Source organism: Citrobacter sp. RHBSTW-00881, assembly GCF_013728515.1.
Lineage (GTDB): Bacteria > Pseudomonadota > Gammaproteobacteria > Enterobacterales > Enterobacteriaceae > Citrobacter > Citrobacter braakii.
The window spans coordinates 2,387,196-2,404,095 of record NZ_CP056269.1 but is presented as its reverse complement, the minus strand read 5'-3'; the positions used below and the strand labels follow the sequence as shown (position 1 = coordinate 2,404,095).

The following is a 16,900-nucleotide window of genomic DNA, read 5'->3' as shown; positions in this document are numbered from 1 at the left end:
CAGCGCGGGGAGTGGATTGCTACTTTGTTTTTCTGCAAATCCCACAGATTGGATTTAACGACCAGACTAGAAAGTTGATGGTTAACTATGGGGTTTACGGAAAGCAGATATGAAAAAGCCCCGGCGAATACCAGGGCCTATATTAATTTAATCAAGTTAAAGATAGTATTATCTGATTTTCACAACAGTAAGCGTTATATTACCTAACGCACCAGAGTCAACGTTACCGCCTTCAACTTGTACAACATATTTATTAGAGGCACTTGTATATTCTTTCTTATTGGTCTTTTTCCCCCAAGGGCAATCCCAATAAAAGCGGCCAATTTTTTCAGGGCCATTATACATAACGAAACTGCCCTCAGTGCCAACAGCAGCATCTGAACGCCCACATGCGCAGATCGTGGCCTCATCGGCAGTCGAAGAGCTGGTAATCACCATTGCATTTATTCTATCTGGTGATAACTCCTGATCTTTATTTCCTAGTTTATAAAATTTTCCACTATCGTGTGATGCGTTTCTAATGGATACGGATTGTCCTTCAGCGACAACTATTTTAATTTCTGCCCATTGAGCGTAAGCCATAATTCATCCTTAATTTTCATTGGAATATAAAATAATTTATCGTTACTCGACTGTATCGACGAATAATTAGTACCATTTAGATGGTGTTAAATTTGTGACAAATCACTCAATTCCAGACTTAACCAAAAATATCTACCAGCAATTTATACATATATTGACAAAAAGCAACCTGTAAATTTGGAACATAAAACAACCACATTTATTGATTTCAAAAATATAACAATAGATTCAATTAATATTGTGAATAACTATATCAAGTCAAGCCACATTATATTTAACATGGTATACATGAAGAATAACTCTCTGAAAAAAACTGAAGCCAGGAGTTTTTTGCGCCCCCTGTAAACCGACGATGTGACAGGGGTACTGGTGCAATGCACCTCGCGAATACCCCTGTCGTATCGCCGGAAAGCAAAAACCCCGCGCTGGCGGGGTTCTCGTTGTGTTTAAATTGTTCGCTTAGCGTCGCTGCCATCGTGGCGCAGCTCTGCCAAGCATATATAAATCATCCACTTTACTGGCCCGTTTTCAACGTTTTTTCTAGAATAAACACTTATTACTAATTTTTTAGTTCTGCGATGCCTTGCCTCCCGTGCACTGATACTCAATATAGACATCCGCCTGCCTGCACCCCATAGGGCCAGGATCTGTGCATTGTGACGTTTGGCCACCGAATGCCTCGGCCCCCTCGTACCCCCAAATCCTGCACTTTTGTGCCGCCAGGGATTGCCCCTGCGTCATATCAACATTCGCCTTTTCAAATGCTCCGTAGCTATCACCAACGTGATAGCCCATTCTAATTGTCCCGTCGGCTTTGCTCCCACCGACAGGCGTCATCTGTTTTTGAACGGTACAGCCGGATAGCGCTAAAACACACAAACAACACAATGATATTTTTTTCATGATAAACCCTATTCATTTTAGGTTTTTTCATGATGAGCCATGAGTTTAGGGAAACATACTGCTACTCGGTGTTTTAGGATTACGTTTACCCGGCTCCTGGTTAGCGTTTATCAGTACGCAACTGACGACGGGCCTCCAGATACACCCGCGCTCCGAATATCTCAACGCACCAGCGCACGCGCTTGCGGGCCTCGTCTGCTGTCAGCCAGGGCGCAATCTGCTGAATATTCCGGGTCAGGTCCGAAATTTTTTTTCTCGTCGTGTAGTAGCTCGCACCAATAATATAAACCGGATCATTCTGTTCGAACGCCTCCAGCACGCACTGCTCCATAAAATCTGCATCATCGTCCGCTAACGCCTCGTTGAGAATACTAACTAGCGCTTTTGCGCACCCTAAGACAAAAATAATCTTTCACCATCGTAAATATGGCGCTACCGGGATCCAGAAAGTGCACTTTGTTTTCATGCCCAGGATGCGCAAGGGAGAACAAAAACCCTACTACTCTATGAGTAGCATAGGTGCCAGATGGAACGCTGCTGTAAAACGTGCTGGTATTCGTCGCCGTAATCCGTACCATACGCGGCATACTTTTGCTTGCTGGCTGTTATCGGCTGGAGCGAACCCATCATTTATAGCTAATCAGATGGGGCATGAAAACGCGCAGATGGTATACGAAATTTACAGTGCATGGGTTGAAGAACTGAACGGCGAACAGGTGAAAATGCTCAATGCCAAACTTGCCCTGTAAAAATCTTGCCCCTTACATGCCCCTTTTGGAGTCAGAGACAGTAAATAATGCAAGAAAATCAACAATTTAAAAAGAAAGAACAATACAACCTGAACAAATTGCAAAAACGTCTGCGCCGTAACGTGGGCGAAGCCATTGCCGACTTCAATATGATCGAAGACGGCGATCGCATTATGGTGTGCCTTTCCGGGGGGAAAGACAGCTATACCATGCTGGAGATCCTGCGTAATTTGCAGCAAAGCGCCCCGATCAGTTTTTCCTTAGTTGCGGTTAACCTCGATCAGAAACAACCTGGCTTCCCGGAGCATATTCTGCCGGAATATCTGGAACAACTGGGCGTTGAGTATAAGATTGTCGAAGAAAACACCTACGGGATCGTCAAAGATAAAATCCCTGAAGGCAAAACGACCTGCTCGCTCTGTTCTCGCCTGCGTCGCGGCATTCTGTACCGCACGGCAACTGAGTTAGGCGCCACCAAGATTGCGCTCGGCCACCATCGCGACGACATCCTGCAAACACTGTTTTTAAACATGTTCTACGGCGGGAAGATGAAAGGTATGCCGCCAAAACTGATGAGCGATGACGGTAAACATATCGTTATCCGTCCGCTGGCTTACTGCCGTGAGAAAGATATTGAGCGTTTCTCCGAAGCGAAAGGTTTCCCGATTATTCCATGTAATCTGTGCGGCTCACAGCCTAACCTGCAGCGTCAGGTCATTGCCGATATGCTGCGCGACTGGGACAAACGCTATCCAGGGCGTATTGAAACCATGTTCAGCGCAATGCAGAACGTTGTACCTTCACATCTTAGCGATATCAATCTGTTCGATTTTAAAGGTATCAGGCACGGTTCAGAGGTTGTGGACGGCGGTGATTTAGCGTTCGATCGTGAAGAGATCCCGCTGCAGCCTGCGGGCTGGCAGCCAGAAGAAGACGATGCTCAACTGGATGAGCTGCGCCTGAACGTCGTGGAAGTGAAGTAAGTCGATTGTACCGGATAAGCGGAGCGCCATCAGGCGCTCCGGCGAGTGGTTATTTCAATAACCGAACCCGGCAAGTCTTGCCTTTTATCTTACCGTTTTGCAACTGCTTCCATGCCTTATGCGCTACAGTCTGGCGAACAGCGACATAGACATGCGCCGGATGAACGGCAATTTTGCCGATATCGGCGCCTTCCAGACCAATATCACCGGTCAGCGCGCCAAGAACATCGCCGGGACGCATTTTAGCCTTTTTACCGCCATCAATGCATAACGTCGCCATCTCAGCTTCCAGCGGCAGGATTGGGCTGTTCGCTGGGGCTGGCAGCCAGTTCAGCTTCAGTTGCAGCATTTCAGAAAGAATATTGGCCCGCTGCGCTTCTTCCGGTGCACAGAAGCTAATCGCCAGACCACTGTTGCCGGCACGTGCGGTACGCCCGATACGATGGACGTGGACTTCCGGATCCCACGCCAGTTCGAAGTTAACCACCAGCTCAAGTGATTTAATATCCAGACCACGTGCGGCCACATCGGTAGCAACCAGAATGCGCGCGCTGCCGTTGGCAAAACGTACCAGCGTCTGATCGCGATCGCGCTGCTCAAGATCGCCATGCAATGAGAGCGCGCTTTGCCCCGCCGCATTCAGTGCGTCACACACGGCCTGACAATCTTTTTTGGTATTACAAAAAACTACGCATGATGCAGGTTGATGCTGACTGAGCAATTTTTGCAGCAGCGGAATTTTGCCGTGGCTGGAAGTTTCGAAAAACTGCTGCTCAATCGCCGGCAGCGCGTCAACGGTATCAATTTCGATCGTTAATGGATTTTGCTGCACCCGACCACTAATGGCGGCAATGGCTTCCGGCCAGGTCGCAGAAAACAGTAAGGTCTGACGCGAAGCTGGCGCAAAGCGAATGACATCATCAATCGCATCGCTAAAGCCCATATCCAGCATGCGATCGGCTTCATCCATCACCAGCGTATTCAGGGCATCCAGAGAAACAGTGCCTTTTTGCAGATGGTCGAGTAAACGCCCCGGCGTGGCGACAATAATATGTGGCGCATGCTGCAGGGAGTCACGTTGTGCGCCAAAGGGCTGCCCACCGCACAACGTTAAGATCTTGGTGTTAGGCAGAAAGCGCGCTAAGCGACGCAGCTCACCCGCCACCTGGTCAGCAAGCTCGCGCGTTGGGCACAGCACCAGGGACTGCGTCTGAAACAGCGCGACATCAACATGCTGTAATAATCCAAGACCAAAAGCCGCCGTTTTGCCACTGCCGGTTTTAGCCTGCACGCGAACATCTTTCCCCGCCAGAATCGCCGGTAACGCAGCAGCCTGAACAGGCGTCATTTCAAGATAACCCAGCTCGTTAAGATTCTCGAGTTGGGCAGCAGGTAAAACATTCAGGGTTGAAAAAGCGGTCACAATTTAATCTCGCGGTAAAAACTCACAATCAGCAGGCGCGTATCCTCGCAGATCTGCGCCCGCGATGCGACAATTTAATCGGCTCTTCATCCGGTGGCGGATCCGGCATTGGCTGCGGACGAGGTATGGGATCGGGAATGGGAACCGGGTCGGTCGGTAGCGAATCAGTGTGCGGCGTTGCAATCAGACAGTTCATATACCCCTCCAGTTATTCAGGTTGGCTCTTTTAGGGTAGACGCTGATTTCCTGCAGGCAAAAAAAAGCCGACTAATCTAAGTCGGCGTCGTACGAATCAATTGTGCTATGCAGTAATTCAAAAAAGGAAGTAAGACAATATGGAGCGCAACGCCCATCGCTTGACGTTGCATTCACCTGCGAGAGAGATATTGCCCCGAATAGGTAGATGGTTTATTGACTTCGCTCAAAAACCAGGACGTTTTCATGCGCAAAAGTCACTAAAAAACGTTGTTGTTACAACCATTTACTACGATGCAACCATAAAGTAACACCACCAATCAGGACCACTAACAGAATACAAAAAAGTGAGAAGCCAAACTGCCAGCCACCGCCAGGGATACCGCCGAGGTTAACGCCAAACAGCCCGGTTAAAAATGTGCTGGGAAGAAAAACCATTGCCATCAATGACATTGTATACGTTCGGCGAGCCAGAGACTCCTGCATAACCTGCGCAATTTCATCCGCCATAATACCGGTCCTGGCAATACAGGCATCTATTTCATCCAGCCCTCTCCCTAGCCTGTCAGCGATATCCTGCATCCGCCGCCGATGGTCGTCGGTCATCCAGGAAAAACGTTCGCTAGCCAGCCGGGAATAGACATCGCGTTGAGGCGCCATATAGCGGCGCATCACAATTAGCTGCTTACGCAGCAATGCCAGGAAACCACGCGGCGGAATCTGCTGATCGAGCAGGTTATCTTCCAGATCGATAATCTTATCGTGCAATTGTTCGATAAACTCACTGGCATGATCGGTTAGTGCATCGCAAACATCCACCAGCCAACTACCACAATCAGCCGCTCCCGTGCCTTCCTGGAGATCGCTGACCACATCATCCAGCGCCAAGACTTTACGCTGACGCGTTGAGACAATCAGACGTTCATCCATATATAAGCGCATCGCAACCAGTTGGTCAGGTCGCTCGTCGGTGCTGCCGTTAATACAGCGCAGCGTAATCAACGTACCTTCCCCTACCCGGCTTACGCGTGGGCGCGTGCTTTCACCCGCCAGCGCATCACGCACGTTATTGGGAAGTAAAGGCGTTGTCGCCAGCCATTGCGCGCTTTCAGGATGGGTATAATTAAGATGCAGCCAGCAGGGATGTTGACTGTCGATAACATCGTTATCTTCCAGTGGTTTCACCCCACCACGGCCATCCAACAGCCAGGCAAACACGGCATCCGGCACATTAACATCCGTTCCCTTAATGGCTTCCACAGCGCCTCCACAAACATTCAGCTTTTTTCGTTAGTCTAGCTGTCAGAATATGTTAAGCAATATCTCATTGTCCCATTGTGCTGAAATGATTCATAAAAAGTATCTGATAATAAGAAAAGCGCCGACGAATGCGGCGCTGGTTACGAGATGACCGTCTCAGGCCCGCTGGCGTCTCTCTGATTCAAGCGCATGACTTAAACGAAATTTATGCGTTCGCGATTGAAGGTCAATCACCTGGTTTTTCAGGATACCTGAGGAGTCAGAAAGCTCATCAACCATAATGGCATTACTTTGGGTGACGTTCTCCAGTTCGGCCAGAGCATGGGTAATTCTGATAATTCCTTTCTCCTGCTCCTGCGTAGTGGTTAATATCTCGCCCATCAGTTGGTTTAATTGCCCGGCTCCCCCGACAATATCATGCATGTTTTTCTCAGCTTCACGCACAATAGCAGCGCCTTGCTGAACATTTTGATGGGTTTGGGCAATCAGTTGCTTAATATTCTTAGCTGCATCTGCACTGCGGTGTGCAAGCATTCTTACCTCACCGGCCACCACGGAAAACCCTTTGCCATGTTCACCGGCTCTTGCAGCTTCCACAGCAGCATTCAATGCCAGAATATTGGTCTGGAATGCAATACCATCTATCAGCGTAATAATTTCTGTCATTTGCTGTGCGCATTCGGTGATTGAACGCATATTTGTCGCAACCTGCACCATTAATTCGCCACCCTGACGGGCGCATTGCGTGGCAATTGTTGCTTGGGCGCTGGCTATTTGCGTGTTATCAGCATTATTTCGCGTATTAACCGCTATTTCATCCATGTTGGCAGCCGTCTGCATTAATGCTCCGGATTGCTGTTCTGTTTTCACTGAAAGCTCGGCGCTGCGTTCCGCCAGCTGTTCAGAAAGCGCCATCGCCGTTTGCGAGGATGTTCTGATCTCATTAACGAGTGCTGAAATATTACTTGATAAACTATTGATGCCAGGAATTAGTCTACCCGCACAGTTATTACCAAATTCGGGAATACTGATTGCCAGATTCCCGGATGTTACTTCTTCAATGCTTCTTTTAACCGTATTAATCGGCATGACCAGATATTTCGTCATGTACCACCACAAACATAATATAGAAATAATGCTTACCGCATTAGTGCCAATAATAATTTCTGGGGTAGCCGAAAAAATCATTTCAACAACATTGAGCGCAACCGCCGTAATGAGCAGAAATAAAATAATAAAGGTTCTGACGCTAATATCATTTAACATTTTAACCCTGTGCACCAAGAAATAACGTGGATGTTATTTTTATAGCATCTGCAATACAGATTTCCATTGCTCTGTGACGAAAGCTGAACTTTCAATGATAGCCAACAGACCTTTTACTTAAGTCAATAAATTACACTGGCCATTCATAATAGTTCAGCACTTTATCCCGCCAATGGCGGTAATGTTCCCCACCATCAGATTATTGTGATGGCGAGCACGTGACGAGCATAAAACACACAGAAACATAGTTTTTATGAATGTTTATATAAGTAAAGGCTTGTCATTTTCAATATCTTGCCCTTCGCTCTAATACTCATTGTAAAAACACAAGAACATTCCTGGTTTTATCAGGTTAACTGGACAAAACCTGCTAGATTTATCATCACGGCTTTTTTTCGATAGGTAGTAAGATGTTGCACGTGTCGTGGGACCCTGTATTGATTGGGATTTCCTTTGTTGTCGCGTTTATTGCCTCCTTTATTGCCCTCGACAGTGCGGGTAAGGTAGCAATCTCCAGCAAACGTGAATCTACCTTCTGGCGGCTATCTGGCGGCGCTACGCTGGGTATGGGGATCTGGTCGATGCATTTTATCGGTATGCTGGCCATGAAAATGACTATGCCGATCAATTATCACCTATCACTCACCGCGTTTTCGTTCTTTATTGCGCTCATTTCTGCAACCCTCGCCATCAATATCGCTATTTCCGGTAATACGCTATCAACAAAACGACTGGTCATTGCCACCAGCATATTGAGTGCCGGCGTTGTCACGATGCACTACGTTGGCATGTATGCCATTATCGAACATGTGGCCATCTCATGGGATCGCTCGCTGATTTTGCTCTCTGTAATTATTGCCGTCGTTGCATCCGGCGTAGGTTTATGGCTCGCCTTCCATTTACGCCAAAACACCCGTCGCGTGCTGATTAACCGACTTATTGCTGCCCTCATTATGGCGCTGGCAATTGCTTCTATGCATTACACCGGTATGGGAGCGGCAACGTTCACCCATTTTGGACACACTGCGCACGATGGGCTCAGTACGCTGGAACTCTCTGTCTGGGTCTGTGCCGTCACGCTGATTATTTTGGGTATCATGCTGGTCGTCTCGATGGTGGATTCACAACTGCGCACTTCCCGGCTGGCTGACAACCTGCATCAGTTGAACTGCCAGCTTGAACATCAGGTCCACTTCGACGCACTGACCGGACTAGCTAATCGAACGCAAATAGATACCCGCTTACAGGCCTGCCTGCGGCATTCCAAATTGCATCAACAGCATTTCGCGTTGGTATTTATCGACCTCGATCGTTTTAAAGTCGTTAACGATACCTGGGGGCATCACATCGGCGATCAACTGCTGATTGCCAGTACACAGCGTATCTACAGTTGCCTTGATGATTCAATGACGCTGGCAAGACTGGGGGGAGATGAATTTATCTTGCTGGTTCCAGACTGCAACCAGCAGGCTATCTCCGCCTTGCTTGCGCGAATTTCAGATGCGATCGGTGACCCCTTTACTTTATTCGGTCATACCATTCGGGTTTCGTTAAGTGCGGGAAGCAGTATTTATCCCGAACATGGCTCGACTCTGCATGAGCTAAAAGTGAAGGCTGATATGGCGATGTATCATGTCAAACAGGCGGGCAGAAACGGCTGGGCTATTTATAGTCCCCAGATGGAAGCTATCGCTGATACGCCACCGACATTTCTACAGGAACTTTCACAAGCGCTTGAACGCAACCAGTTTGAGCTATGGTATCAGCCTAAATATACCGCCGGAGATCATTCCCTGACTGGTTTTGAAGCGTTATTACGCTGGCATCATCCGGAGCGCGGCATGCTGCTACCGGCTGAATTTCTGCCTGCGCTGGAAGAAACGGGCCTGATTATTCCCGTCGGCAAATGGGTTATCCAACAGGCATGTTTGCAGTTGCATCAGTGGACATTACAAGGGAATACAGAATGGACACTCGCCGTTAACCTCTCTCCCGCCCAGTTTGAACAGCATGATATTATTGATGTTGTTTGCAACGCCCTGGCGCAATACCAACTTTCACCTGCCTGTCTCACGCTGGAGCTCACGGAGAGCACCGCACTTAAAAATTTAAAACGCAGTATTGAAATCCTGAATGCTTTCTCTGCTTTGGGGATCACCGTTTCTATTGATGATTTCGGCACTGGTTATTCAAATATATTGATGTTGAAGTCACTGCCGGCACGGGAATTAAAAATCGACAGGATATTTGTCAAAGATATTAGCGAGAACAGTAAAAATACAAAAATTGTGTCTACCATTATTGACATAGCTCACTCCATGAATATGCGCGTGGTGGCTGAAGGAATAGAAACTCAGGAGCAGGAAATACTTCTTACCCAGATGGGGTGTAGCATGCTGCAAGGTTTCCTGTTTGCAAAACCGCTGCCAGCGCATAAGATTCATGAACTGATCCAATCAGAAAACAGCATCAAACAAAAGCCAGTCGTACAACCCTTGTCTCACCGACAATCAATAACTTTGTGAGACTGTAATATCTAAAATATTCGCCATTAAACGGGCAACACAGCAGATAAAGATAACGGGATTATCGATGAGCACAACCGAGCTGCATTCACTGGATTTGTTAACCTTTCCGGTGTGGATTGTTTCGCCACAAACCGAAGAACTGGTGTTCGCTAATATCGTTGCACGTGAGTTAATGCGGGATCTCTGTTTTTCCCCACTGCGCAAGGGCATATTCTCAACGCATTCTCAAAATGATTTAACCATGTATCTCAGTGACTTGAGCAATCATCATCACGTTGTTGAGATCCTCACGGTTTACCGCGATGGTGAGGAAATCGCGTTGGCCAGCCGCCTGTCCATTAAATCTCTGCCGGGCGTGGGGGATGTTATCCTTTTCGAAGGCATTGAAACGCCTACTGCGCAAGGTCTGAAAGCCAGCCGTTCAGCAACTTATCAACGAAAAAAACAGGGCTTTTATGCGCGTTTTTTCCAGACAAACTCCGCGCCAATGTTACTGATTGATCCGTCCCGCGATGGCCTGATCGTTGATGCAAACCTCAGTGCCCTGAATTTTTATGGTTACAACCTTGATGTGATGTGCCAGAAACATACCTGGGAGATCAACATGCTGGGCCGCCATATATTGCCGGTGATGCATGAAATCGCCCATCTGCCCGGCGGCCATAAGCCTTTGCACTTTGTCCATAAACTGGCAGACGGCACCTCACGTCATGTGCAAACCTACGCCGGACCGATTGAAATTTACGGTAATAAACTCATGTTGTGCATTATTCATGATATTACCGAACAAAAACGGCTGGAAAAGGAGCTTGAGCATGCCGCTCTGCGTGACCCCTTAACGGGATTACTTAATCGCCGACATTTTTATCAGGTAACCGAGCCGGAGCAGACGCATGCGGTATCATTGACGCAGGACTACAGTCTGTTGTTGATCGACACCGATCGTTTTAAAAGCATTAACGATCTCTTCGGTCATTTAAAAGGCGATGAAGTGCTTTGTGCTCTGGCCCGCACACTGGAATCCTGTGCACGAAAAGACGATCTTATTTTTCGCTGGGGTGGTGAAGAATTTGTGCTGCTGCTGCCGCGAACCTCGCTGGATGCCGCCCTCAATCTTGCAGAAGTGATCCGCGCGACGGTAGCCAAGGTTACTCTTCCTGGTCTTCCCCGCTTTACCGTCAGCATTGGCGTTGCGCGGCACGAAACGAACGAAAGTATTGATGAATTATTCAAACGCGTGGACGACGCGTTGTACAAAGCCAAGCACGAAGGCAGGAACAGAGTACTGGCCGCCTGATGAATACGTTGATCAGCGGCTGCGCTTAGCGTGACGCTCCCAGTTTTCCTGTTTTGCCTGCGCGGTTTTACGTAATGCCACATAGCATGCCCCGCTGCCGCCGTGATGCGGCAAAGCGGCGCAGTAGGCCTGGACGTCATCAAATTCTGTCAGCCAGCGCGCCACATAGCTGCGAACAATATTGGCATGAGCATTATCGTCACGCCCCTTACCGTGTATCATCAGCACGTTACGTAATCCATCTTGCTGTGCCTGTAGAATAAAACTGAATAGCATCTGGCGGCATGTTTCTACGGGCTGGCGGATGAGATTAAGGCTCGCCTGCTGCGGATATTTTCCGGTTCGCAGTTTGTCAGTCACGCCGTGCTGTAAACCTTCGCGACGAAACTCCAGCGGCTCGTTCAACGGGATAATATCGAGAAACCCCGTCGTGAGAAAGTTATCCAGTTGAAGCGTATCGATACGCGCCGGAGTGCGGATATTACGCGTTGGCTGCCAGTGTACATCGGCGCAGCCCTTCAGCGGTTGGACATCCCCCATAGCATCCAGAAACAGCGAAGCATCATCAAGATTCATGTTTCTTCCTCCAGCGAATTACGACGAGCATTATCATAACCGCGCACTATTATACCGACAACGGTTTACGATTATTTCCAATAATTCACCCGGCTCGCTCCGCTGAAAAGATCTACTCACGACATACAGATATCCGTTTTTAGGGGTATAGCTGTGACTGTCGCTGGCGTGATAATGTGTAACCTCGCCTGAACGCTGTAATGAGAGAAACGGATGCTGAACTTACTGGAAGATACCATCGACACGCCGCTGGGCCCGCTGTGGGTTATTTGTGATGAGCAATTTCGCCTGCGCGCGGTGGAATGGGATCAGCACCGCGATCGCATGGAACAATTGCTGGATATTCATTACCGCACAGAAGGTTATCAGCGTATTACAGCCAAAAACCCTGGCGGATTAAGCGATAAACTGTCGGAGTATTTTGCCGGGAATCTCAGCATTATTGACACGCTGGAAACGGCAACGGCTGGCACGCCTTTCCAGCGTGAGGTCTGGCAAGCATTACGCACTATCCCGTGTGGGCAGGTCATGCACTATGGTCAACTGGCCGAACAGTTAGGGCGCGCCGGTGCTGCAAGAGCCGTCGGTGCGGCCAATGGCGCCAACCCGGTAAGCATTGTGGTCCCCTGCCATCGCGTCATTGGGCGTAACGGCACCATGACTGGATATGCTGGCGGTGTACAGCGAAAAGAGTGGTTATTGCGTCACGAAGGCTATTTGCTACTCTAGATTCCAGGCAATTAATGCCTTATTCGTCACACTTTCGCATAATGTGACCACAAATTAAATGCGGTTAATCAAGGAGATACAAACATTCATTCCGGTTATACCTGAATTATTCTCTATTGGGAGTAGCTCAGGCTTACGTGCTCACCAAAAAGATGTTAAAATTGACAAATATCAATTACGGCTTGAGCAGACCTATGATCCCGGAAAAGCGAATTATACGGCGCATTCAGTCTGGCGGTTGTGCTATCCATTGCCAGGATTGCAGCATCAGCCAGCTTTGCATCCCGTTCACACTTAACGAGCATGAGCTTGACCAGCTCGATAACATCATCGAGCGCAAAAAGCCTATCCAAAAGGGGCAAACGCTCTTTAAAGCAGGTGATGAACTTAAATCACTCTACGCTATCCGCTCCGGAACGATTAAAAGCTATACCATTACCGAACAAGGCGATGAGCAAATTACCGGCTTCCATCTGGCGGGTGATCTGGTCGGTTTTGACGCGATTGGCAGCGGACATCACCCGAGCTTTGCCCAGGCGCTGGAAACCTCAATGGTTTGCGAAATTCCTTTCGAAACCCTTGATGACCTGTCCGGAAAAATGCCGAATCTGCGTCAGCAGATGATGCGTCTGATGAGTGGCGAAATCAAAGGCGACCAGGATATGATCCTGCTGTTGTCGAAGAAAAATGCAGAAGAGCGCCTGGCGGCCTTTATCTACAACTTGTCTCGCCGCTTTGCCCAGCGCGGGTTCTCGCCTCGTGAGTTCCGCCTGACCATGACCCGCGGCGACATCGGTAACTACCTGGGTCTGACGGTTGAAACCATCAGCCGCCTGTTGGGTCGTTTCCAGAAAAGCGGTATGCTGGCAGTGAAAGGCAAATACATAACTATTGAGAATAGCGACGCGCTGGCAGTTCTTGCTGGCCACACGCGTAACGTAGCGTAATCTTTCCGCAAGCATTTCTGTTATCCTTCTGTCAAATCGCTAAATTTTCCCGATTTATTGATCTGGCAGGAGGTTCTCCCCTGTTTCAATCCACATTATTGGGTTACTCTTTTAATTACAAACTGCGATGACAGTTGTAAGGAGACCCTGTATGGCTATGTATAAAAATATGCTGGTCGTCATCGATCCAAACCAGGACGATCAACCAGCATTACGGCGAGCTGTTTATTTGCATCAACGGATTGGTGGCAAAATTAAAGCCTTTTTGCCAATCTATGACTTTTCCTACGAGATGACTACCCTGCTGTCGCCCGATGAGCGTACGGCAATGCGTCAGGGGGTCATCAGCCAGCGAACAGCATGGATCCGTGAACAAGCAAAATACTACATCGAAGCAGGGATCCCTCTTGAAATTAAAGTGGTATGGCACAACCGTCCCTTTGAAGCCATCATCCAGGAAGTCATTAGCGCTCAGCATGACCTGGTCCTCAAAATGGCACACCAACACGACCGCCTCGAAGCCGTAATTTTCACGCCTACCGACTGGCATTTATTGCGCAAATGTCCAAGCCCGGTATGGATGGTTAAAGACCAGCCATGGCCTGAAGAGGGTAAAGCTCTGGTTGCGGTGAACCTCGCCAGTGAAGAGCCTTATCACAACGCGCTCAATGAAAAACTGGTCAAAGAGACGCTGCAACTAGCAGAACAGGTTAACCATACTGAAGTGCATCTGGTTGGCGCCTACCCTGTTACGCCAATCAATATAGCAATTGAACTACCTGAGTTTGACCCCAGCGTTTATAACGACGCGATCCGTGGACAGCATCTGCTGGCCATGAAGGCGTTGCGCCAGAAATTCAGTATCGATGAGAAAGTGACGCACGTTGAAAAAGGATTGCCTGAAGAGGTCATTCCTGATTTAGCCGAGCACTTGCAGGCGGGTATTGTAGTACTGGGTACCGTCGGCCGTACCGGTATTTCTGCCGCGTTCCTTGGTAACACCGCTGAACAGGTTATCGATCACCTACGCTGCGACCTGCTGGTCATCAAGCCGGATGAATATCAGACGCCAGTTGAACTGGATGATGAAGAAGACGATTAACCACACAACTCAATGCCGGATGGCGATCTCATCCGGCATAACAAACGCTTAGTGTTGCTCTTCGCCGCCGAGGAAATAGATTCCCAGCGGGATAGCCAACAGAATCGTAAACACCATGCTGTAGACACAAATCATTGCCGATTGAATGGCGTACATTGAAGCGGTCCAGTCGGATAGCGGAATGTCATACTGTTCAATCACACCACCGATCGTCGCTCGCGTCACGACCGACGCTGCGATAATAAACACCCCAAGCAGGCACAACAGAAACTTCCGTCCCTTCGCTGTCTTCAGCTTAGCCATGATCATAGTACTGTCCTTTTGCAGATGAAAACCTTGTTACTTTGCGCTAACAATACCATGACATCAACTGACTGTCTGCTACATAAACCGCTTTCAGGGTGGATACCAGCGCTATTTCGCCAAAAATAGCGCTAATTGCATTATATATCTCCCCTATGGATTAATGATCTGACCGCCAGAACTGAGTAAAATATTCGAGGATTAGGATATCAGAAGATATTTCACTACCACGGAGCTGTTGGAAGAATCATGATCGCTGAACTGTTTATAAATAATGCGTTTAATTTGACCGTAATTCTCAGCTGCTGTGCCGCGCTGGTTCTGATGAGCGTCTGGTATCATCGTGGAGAGCGTCGCTGCAAAGGATTCATATTTCATGCCGCGCAATTTTTTGTCTATGCCATTATCATCGGGACGTTAGGCAGTATTGCTAATAACGTTATCGAAAATTACAGCCTGAAATTTATCTCCTCCAGCGTGGTCGACTTTATCTGCACCTCGTTGATTGCGCTGATCCTTACCATCAAACTTTTTCTGGTAATTAATCAGTTTGAAAAGACGCAGATTAATAAAGGCAGAGATATCACCAGCGCGAGGATCCTGTCGCGCATCATCAAAATTACCATCGTGGTTGCCATCATTTTGCTGTATGGCGAACATTTCGGTATGAGCTTATCCGGCCTGTTAACCTTCGGCGGCATCGGCGGTATCGCTGTAGGTATGGCAGGCAAAGACATTCTGAGCAACTTTTTCTCAGGGATTATGCTCTACTTCGACAGACCCTTTAGCATCGGCGACTGGATCCGCTCCCCGGACCGCAATATTGAAGGTACAGTTACGGAAATCGGCTGGCGAATGACCAAAATAAACACCTTCGATCATCGTCCGTTATATGTCCCGAACTCGATTTTCTCCTCTATCAGCGTAGAAAACCCAGGAAGGATGACGAATCGCCGCATCAAAACGGTGATCGGGTTACGATATGAAGATGCTGATAAAGTCAGTGCCGTTGTCGAGTCGGTCAGAGAAATGCTGCAAAACCATCCGGGAATAGACCAGAAACAAACCCTGTTGGTTTATTTTAATGAATTCGCCGACTCATCGCTGAATATCATGGTGTATTGCTTCACGAAAACCACCGTGTGGCAGGAATGGCTTGCGGTACAGCAGGACGTTTATTTAAAGATTATTTCGATAGTCAAGGCACACGACGCCGACTTTGCGTTCCCCAGCCAGACGCTGTATATGGATAATCCTGAAGTATCGCCATCGACACACTAACAAAAGAAAAGGCGCGGAAATCCGCGTCTTTTTTCTGCACTTATTTCAATGAGGCAATATCAATGACAAAGCAGTACCAGCGCCAGCGTTGGAATATACGGATTCAGGTCATGTAGATACAGGACTGTATCAATAATCAGCTCAAACTGATTCACTTCGGGCATCGGATTCTTTACCTGCAGAACGCGTGCCCCGCACAGCTCAGGGGAGCAGGTTGTACTCAGTGTCGCTTACCGGTTCAAGCCACTCGTTCGATGCGCCAGCTGCCGGGATTTCCACAGCGATATGGGCAAACCAGCTATCACGCGCAGCACCGTGCCAGTGTTTCATTCCCGCCGGGATGTGTACGACATCACCAGTTTTCAGTTCGCGCGCCGGTTGATTCCACGCCTGATACCAGCCTCTGCCGCCGGTCACCAGCAAGATTTGTCCCCCTTGATGATGGATATGCCAGAAGTTACGACAGCCCGGCTCAAATGCTACGTTACCAATGACCACGCCTTCCATGGAGAGCATGGTCAGATAGCTGTCGCCAGTGAAATATTTCGCATACGCTTCATTTTTCTCTCCGCGAGGAAAGACGCTGTTACCATCAAATTGTTGATTCATAATCTCCGCGCCGGCGCTGGAGACGGTATTCCGTTGATTTTGCATTTAGACTCTCCAAAACGGTGGCAGCACGCGCCACCGATGCTGAAAACTATAAAAATTATAGAGACTCGACAGGCGGGTGATTAGAGGTGAAAAGAAGGACAACCTTATGAATCATGCTCATC

The 16,900-nt window shown here is 48.3% G+C and carries 17 protein-coding genes and 1 pseudogene; 8 read left to right on the top strand and 10 right to left on the bottom strand.

The genetic code is table 11. The features are described 5' to 3' along the window. Positions 1-168: 168 nt before the first annotated feature. The 3 genes from HV311_RS11490 to HV311_RS11480 form a co-directional block, all read right to left on the bottom strand. Positions 169-582: an aegerolysin family protein gene (locus HV311_RS11490; protein ID WP_065554835.1), complete on the bottom strand. Its 414-nt coding sequence runs from the start codon at positions 580-582 to the stop codon at positions 169-171. Between the two features lie 567 nt (positions 583-1,149). Next, positions 1,150-1,377: a YecR family lipoprotein gene (yecR, locus tag HV311_RS11485; protein WP_233596267.1), complete on the bottom strand. Its 228-nt coding sequence runs from the start codon at positions 1,375-1,377 to the stop codon at positions 1,150-1,152. Between the two features lie 208 nt (positions 1,378-1,585). Beyond that, on the bottom strand, positions 1,586-1,804 hold the full coding sequence (locus tag HV311_RS11480; RefSeq protein ID WP_175392780.1) for a hypothetical protein: 219 nt from the start codon (positions 1,802-1,804) through the stop codon (positions 1,586-1,588). Positions 1,805-1,874: 70 nt separating this feature from the next. Here HV311_RS11480 and HV311_RS11475 point away from each other — a divergent pair. Beyond that, a pseudogene (locus tag HV311_RS11475) lies at positions 1,875-2,234 on the top strand (tyrosine-type recombinase/integrase); the annotation flags it as partial. A 47-nt stretch (positions 2,235-2,281) separates the two neighbouring features. Then, positions 2,282-3,217, top strand: a complete 936-nt coding sequence (gene ttcA / locus HV311_RS11470; RefSeq protein WP_191221108.1) for a tRNA 2-thiocytidine(32) synthetase TtcA — start codon at positions 2,282-2,284, stop codon at positions 3,215-3,217. A gap of 49 nt (positions 3,218-3,266) precedes the next feature. Here ttcA and dbpA read toward each other — a convergent pair whose 3' ends face one another. The 4 genes from dbpA to HV311_RS11450 all read right to left on the bottom strand — a co-directional run bounded on the left by dbpA (position 3,267) and on the right by HV311_RS11450 (position 7,361). Next, a complete protein-coding gene (dbpA, locus tag HV311_RS11465) occupies positions 3,267-4,640 on the bottom strand; it encodes an ATP-dependent RNA helicase DbpA (protein WP_191221107.1) in 1,374 nt (457 codons plus the stop codon). Between the two features lie 28 nt (positions 4,641-4,668). Next, positions 4,669-4,836, bottom strand: a complete 168-nt coding sequence (gene ynaL / locus HV311_RS11460) for a proline-rich small protein YnaL (protein WP_016153197.1) — start codon at positions 4,834-4,836, stop codon at positions 4,669-4,671. 275 nt (positions 4,837-5,111) lie between these two features. Further along, positions 5,112-6,095, bottom strand: coding sequence for a zinc transporter ZntB (gene zntB / locus HV311_RS11455; protein WP_016153198.1), 984 nt, complete (start codon positions 6,093-6,095; stop codon positions 5,112-5,114). Positions 6,096-6,251: 156 nt separating this feature from the next. After that, a complete protein-coding gene (locus tag HV311_RS11450; protein WP_019076851.1) occupies positions 6,252-7,361 on the bottom strand; it encodes a methyl-accepting chemotaxis protein in 1,110 nt (369 codons plus the stop codon). Between the two features lie 410 nt (positions 7,362-7,771). On the opposite strand from HV311_RS11450, the gene HV311_RS11445 reads away from it, so the two are divergent. Both HV311_RS11445 and HV311_RS11440 read left to right on the top strand, forming a co-directional pair. Then, a complete protein-coding gene (locus HV311_RS11445; RefSeq protein WP_191221106.1) occupies positions 7,772-9,886 on the top strand; it encodes a putative bifunctional diguanylate cyclase/phosphodiesterase in 2,115 nt (704 codons plus the stop codon). 67 nt (positions 9,887-9,953) lie between these two features. Next, positions 9,954-11,186 (top strand): GGDEF domain-containing protein, encoded by a 1,233-nt coding sequence (locus HV311_RS11440; protein WP_191221105.1) that lies wholly within the window; start codon positions 9,954-9,956, stop codon positions 11,184-11,186. Positions 11,187-11,198: 12 nt separating this feature from the next. Here HV311_RS11440 and smrA read toward each other — a convergent pair whose 3' ends face one another. Next, on the bottom strand, positions 11,199-11,762 hold the full coding sequence (smrA, locus tag HV311_RS11435) for a DNA endonuclease SmrA (RefSeq protein WP_191221104.1): 564 nt from the start codon (positions 11,760-11,762) through the stop codon (positions 11,199-11,201). Between the two features lie 213 nt (positions 11,763-11,975). Between smrA and ogt the strand changes: the two genes are divergently transcribed. The 3 genes from ogt to uspE all read left to right on the top strand — a co-directional run bounded on the left by ogt (position 11,976) and on the right by uspE (position 14,540). Next, the gene (gene ogt, locus HV311_RS11430) at positions 11,976-12,491 is read left to right on the top strand and encodes a methylated-DNA--[protein]-cysteine S-methyltransferase (RefSeq protein WP_016153203.1); all 516 of its coding nucleotides are present in this window, start codon (positions 11,976-11,978) and stop codon (positions 12,489-12,491) included. Positions 12,492-12,685: 194 nt separating this feature from the next. Next, a complete protein-coding gene (gene fnr, locus HV311_RS11425) occupies positions 12,686-13,438 on the top strand; it encodes a fumarate/nitrate reduction transcriptional regulator Fnr (RefSeq protein WP_003020397.1) in 753 nt (250 codons plus the stop codon). Positions 13,439-13,589: 151 nt separating this feature from the next. Continuing rightward, complete coding sequence (gene uspE / locus HV311_RS11420; protein ID WP_016153204.1) at positions 13,590-14,540, top strand: universal stress protein UspE; 951 nt, start codon at positions 13,590-13,592, stop codon at positions 14,538-14,540. Between the two features lie 48 nt (positions 14,541-14,588). Here the strand turns inward: uspE and HV311_RS11415 are convergent, their stop codons facing one another. Continuing rightward, a complete protein-coding gene (locus HV311_RS11415; RefSeq protein ID WP_003020403.1) occupies positions 14,589-14,849 on the bottom strand; it encodes a DUF2534 family protein in 261 nt (86 codons plus the stop codon). A 243-nt stretch (positions 14,850-15,092) separates the two neighbouring features. On the opposite strand from HV311_RS11415, the gene HV311_RS11410 reads away from it, so the two are divergent. Continuing rightward, on the top strand, positions 15,093-16,124 hold the full coding sequence (locus tag HV311_RS11410) for a mechanosensitive ion channel family protein (RefSeq protein ID WP_094169159.1): 1,032 nt from the start codon (positions 15,093-15,095) through the stop codon (positions 16,122-16,124). Positions 16,125-16,325: 201 nt separating this feature from the next. Here the strand turns inward: HV311_RS11410 and HV311_RS11400 are convergent, their stop codons facing one another. Next, a complete protein-coding gene (locus tag HV311_RS11400) occupies positions 16,326-16,733 on the bottom strand; it encodes a cupin domain-containing protein (protein ID WP_172864449.1) in 408 nt (135 codons plus the stop codon). Positions 16,734-16,900: the final 167 nt, after the last annotated feature.

Bases quoted from the DNA above. Each gene is read 5' to 3' on its own strand.
- HV311_RS11490 (WP_065554835.1), bottom strand. From the start codon at position 582: ATGGCTTACGCTCAATGGGCAGAAATTAAAATAGTTGTCGCTGAAGGA.
- yecR (WP_233596267.1), bottom strand. From the start codon at position 1,377: ATGGGCTATCACGTTGGTGATAGCTACGGAGCATTTGAAAAGGCGAAT.
- ttcA (WP_191221108.1), top strand. From the start codon at position 2,282: ATGCAAGAAAATCAACAATTTAAAAAGAAAGAACAATACAACCTGAAC.
- ynaL (WP_016153197.1), bottom strand. From the start codon at position 4,836: ATGAACTGTCTGATTGCAACGCCGCACACTGATTCGCTACCGACCGAC.
- HV311_RS11450 (WP_019076851.1), bottom strand. From the start codon at position 7,361: ATGTTAAATGATATTAGCGTCAGAACCTTTATTATTTTATTTCTGCTC.
- HV311_RS11445 (WP_191221106.1), top strand. From the start codon at position 7,772: ATGTTGCACGTGTCGTGGGACCCTGTATTGATTGGGATTTCCTTTGTT.
- HV311_RS11440 (WP_191221105.1), top strand. From the start codon at position 9,954: ATGAGCACAACCGAGCTGCATTCACTGGATTTGTTAACCTTTCCGGTG.
- smrA (WP_191221104.1), bottom strand. From the start codon at position 11,762: ATGAATCTTGATGATGCTTCGCTGTTTCTGGATGCTATGGGGGATGTC.
- ogt (WP_016153203.1), top strand. From the start codon at position 11,976: ATGCTGAACTTACTGGAAGATACCATCGACACGCCGCTGGGCCCGCTG.
- fnr (WP_003020397.1), top strand. From the start codon at position 12,686: ATGATCCCGGAAAAGCGAATTATACGGCGCATTCAGTCTGGCGGTTGT.
- uspE (WP_016153204.1), top strand. From the start codon at position 13,590: ATGGCTATGTATAAAAATATGCTGGTCGTCATCGATCCAAACCAGGAC.
- HV311_RS11415 (WP_003020403.1), bottom strand. From the start codon at position 14,849: ATGATCATGGCTAAGCTGAAGACAGCGAAGGGACGGAAGTTTCTGTTG.
- HV311_RS11410 (WP_094169159.1), top strand. From the start codon at position 15,093: ATGATCGCTGAACTGTTTATAAATAATGCGTTTAATTTGACCGTAATT.
- HV311_RS11400 (WP_172864449.1), bottom strand. From the start codon at position 16,733: ATGAATCAACAATTTGATGGTAACAGCGTCTTTCCTCGCGGAGAGAAA.